Origin of the sequence: Flavobacterium sp. (genome assembly GCF_044368625.1) — a bacterium.
Taxonomy (GTDB): domain Bacteria; phylum Bacteroidota; class Bacteroidia; order Flavobacteriales; family Flavobacteriaceae; genus Flavobacterium.
This window is the reverse complement of the sequence record NZ_JBIPPD010000271.1, coordinates 1-3,643: the sequence shown is the minus strand read 5'-3', so window position 1 is coordinate 3,643 and position 3,643 is coordinate 1. Positions and strand designations below refer to the sequence as shown.

At 32.2% G+C, this 3,643-nt stretch carries 3 protein-coding genes; 2 read left to right on the top strand and 1 reads right to left on the bottom strand.

What is annotated here, in order from left to right:
* Nucleotides 1-933 (top strand): hypothetical protein (locus ACIQ2X_RS14665; protein WP_396179699.1); only part of this gene is annotated, 933 nt, incomplete at its 5' end.
* A gap of 1,187 nt (nucleotides 934-2,120) precedes the next feature.
* Here ACIQ2X_RS14665 and ACIQ2X_RS14660 read toward each other — a convergent pair.
* Nucleotides 2,121-2,924 (bottom strand): hypothetical protein, encoded by an 804-nt coding sequence (locus ACIQ2X_RS14660; protein WP_396179698.1) that lies wholly within the window; start codon nucleotides 2,922-2,924, stop codon nucleotides 2,121-2,123.
* 89 nt (nucleotides 2,925-3,013) lie between these two features.
* Between ACIQ2X_RS14660 and ACIQ2X_RS14655 the strand changes: the two genes are divergently transcribed.
* A complete protein-coding gene (locus ACIQ2X_RS14655; RefSeq protein ID WP_396179697.1) occupies nucleotides 3,014-3,505 on the top strand; it encodes a thermonuclease family protein in 492 nt (163 codons plus the stop codon).
* Nucleotides 3,506-3,643: the final 138 nt, after the last annotated feature.

Genomic DNA, 3,643 nt, shown 5'->3' with positions numbered 1-3,643 from the left:
GTAGAAACCTCAATAACTTTAAAATTTAGAGACAATTCTGAAACAATTATAAATGGAGAAGGAAACGAATTAAATCATCTAACCAAAGAATTACAAAACGTTCTAAAAGACACTATTGTATTTCCAGAAAAATTAACAAGACCACATCAGTTAATTATTGATGCTAAAAACGACCTAAAAACAAAAGAACCTTCTTATCAGCATAATATAAAAGGACTTTTAAATACTTCCTCCGGTATTCTCAATATTACTGTAGCACCACCAAGTGTAAAAAGAGCATTACTATTTATGGATGTTTTTATAAAAGCATTACAAAAAAGAGGTCATAAAATAACTGTAAAAGAAGGAACCAAAATAGTAATTGACAATATTGAGATGGGTATTGGTCTAAGAGAAAGATTAAAAAGAAAAATTGTCAAAGGCACATATTATGACTCAACAGAACTTTATCCTTCAAATATTTTATCCCTTAGTTTATATGTTTACCCTGCAAAAGATTGGACAGATACTAACACAAATAAATTAGAAGATAAAATTCCAAACATAATTGCCAAATTGGAATTACAAGCTATTGAAGAAAAACGGAAAGCTATTGAAAGAGAACTTTGGCATATCGAATACGAACGCCAGCGAAAAATTGAAGAAGATTTTAAAGCAAGAAAAGAACAAGAAAAAATAAAAACCAAAAAGTTATTTTCTGATGCTGAGAAATTCGATAAAGCAACAATATACAGAAATTATATAGCAGCAACAGAACAAAAAGCAATCAAAGAAAACAACCTCACAGAAGAACTAAAAGACTGGATAAAATGGGCAAACGAAAAAGCCGATTGGTTCGATCCTTTCACAAATAAAGAAGATGAATTATTAAATGATAACGACAGAGAAGAATTCTTTAAACCAAAACAACCCAACAACTATTACAGATTTTAACCTAAAAAAGTAGTACTTAATAGAAACAACTGCTAGTAACGGTGGTTTTGCGCTATTGGGGCAGTTGTGGTAAATAGACGTTATATTTTGTTTTTGAACTAATCAACAAAGCAGAAAGTACGCTGCTCTTAAATCCCCAACAGACGCAAAGCCAGCCGTTACTAGCAATTGTAAACCTCCGCATCACGTTTACGTTAAATACAACTTTTATTTTTCCGCATAACTTCTTCCGAAACCGAACTGACGCAGACAATCGAACCGCATAAAAAGAAAAAGGAAGTATTTTCATATTGACATTGTAAGTATAAAAATTGCTTTTAGTGTTTATTGTTTTTTTTGGTTAAAGCAATTTTCTATACCCACAATCCCAATAGTGCCAGTAAGAGTATTTTTTTTATTTGCCACAAAACCCCAAGCCATTGGCTTTCCGTCTGCTTGATACCTAGCGTTTTCAGTACAATAATTGTAGTAACATTCAAGTTTTATCTTTCTATGTACGTGCAGGCATCAAGCAGCCAAGAAAACCAATCAGAACATCCCAATAAGCAAATAAAAAAAATACCCTTACTTCGAGCTTCTGCCACCGCACTAGGAAAGAGTTTTCATTGTTTTTTGAAGATGCCATCACATTTCCGCATAACATTTTGATAAAATTGAAAAACCTCATTTCGCAAGAACAATAAGGCATCCTCAAAAATCAAATTTGCCGACAAGAGTATAGTTTTTTATTTGCCAGAACCACAAAATATAAATCAACATTCCGATAAGCAAATAAAAAACTACACACTTGTTTCGCTACTGCCAGCGCACTAGGTAAGTTCAGTTGGGGAAATCTTCCATTTCCCCAAACCCCTATGGATGCAATTTTTTTCAGAAAGAATGCCACAAAACCTCCACTCCGATTGACGTTACTCGGTAAGCATTCTTTCTAAAAAAAACAGCTCAAGTTGAAGTCTTATCCGAATGTTGATTTTTGAATGGAAAGTTAAGGGCATACTTGGATTTTTTCTTTGGATAAAAAAACGATTTGTTCTTTTTCTCTCAATAGATAGATATTCCGCACTTGTTTGCACCATTAGCCCTATATAAGTCGCCATTATAGACAAATTGATGCAAAACAAAAAACCCTCTCTTTCGAAAGGGTAATTGGTTTTAAAGTAGTAAACTTTACAAACTGATGGTCTTTTTTAGAATACTTCTTGAATTTTCATTGCATTTCCTGCATTGAATAAATAGTAGTTCACTCCTACTTGCTGATAAAATTCAATTCCAATACTTCCCAAAACAGAAACATTAGTTGTTATCGTTGGAGCATCTGGTAAAGTTGCAACAACATCAATTAAAGTTGTTACTGCGTCTACAGGTGTGTAAGGCGAATATGAAATGTTTGATGTTTCATTTAACATTGGTTCTGCTGGCTCATAAGCTCCAGTTGCTGGATTGAAAACAAAATCCGAGATTACTGATAAAGCATTGATAATTCTGAAATGTGTTGCACCTGATGGAATATTCAAAAAGTTTAAAGGATTAAATGCCGGAACACTTAAAGTACTTTCGTTTCTGTCTACGTTTGCCGTTAAAGTAAACGGAGCAGAAAAAATGCCATTAAAGGAAATATTTCTATTGAAATCTAAACCTTTTAAATATTGTGGTTGTTGCGAAACCAAAACAGCTCTTTGACCTCTTGCCTCTGAACCATCCTCAATATTTATTTTTTTCATAATAGCAGTTAGTCGTCCTGTAAATTGACTATCTGTCATTTGTTTCATTAAAGCAGACAAACCAATTCTCACTGATTTACCAGCATTAGCACAAGCTGCAAACTCGGACATATTTTCACGAGTACGAATAAAGCCTGGTGCAGTTTTTACTTGCTCGGCGGTCGGACCACCTTTTAGACCTGCAAAGTAACCTTCATTACCTTTAATTTTGAAGTGACGAACTTCTCCTAACGTCCCAACATATTTAATATGTCCTTTTTGTTTTGCCATTTGTTGTGTGTTTTAGCAATTATACAATAATTTTTATTAAATTTACATTGTAATTAACTGATAAACAACAACTTAAATAAAGCAATATAATGCAATTAAACGCTAAAGAAACCACCATTACAAAAAGTCTGCTCAAAATTGTAAAATTTGTTGATGGAGATGGAATAATTTTAGAAGATTTTGTATCAAAAAAAGAATTTGAAGTTCGTTTATATGGCATTGATGCACCAGAAATAAACTACTGCAACAAGATAAAAAAAGACGAAAAAGAATTACAAGTTCCAGCAGCTTTACTAATCAAACTTGGATATTTATCATTTAACTTTTTAAAAGATCAAGTAAATTTGGGTGATGTTTGCACATTAGTACAGGACCAAAATAATTTAGTTGATAAATACGGAAGACTTTTAGGCTATTTAATACTAAATGATGGAAGAGTTTTAAACGAAATAATGATTAAAGAAGGCTATGCAAAGCCATATAATGACGTATTTTGTGAAATGCTTCCAATGTATCAAGAATGGAATTTACAAGCTAAAAACAGTTCAAAAGGATTATATTCAATAGTAAACAAATTTTAAATATTTTGTCTATATTTGTCCTGTATTTATTGATGTTCAGACCATTTTGATGGCTATTTGTTGCCCAATCTTCGGCAACTATTGTAAATACTAAAACCTTCAAATATTGTATCGGAAAGTAAAACATAAAGCAATCTA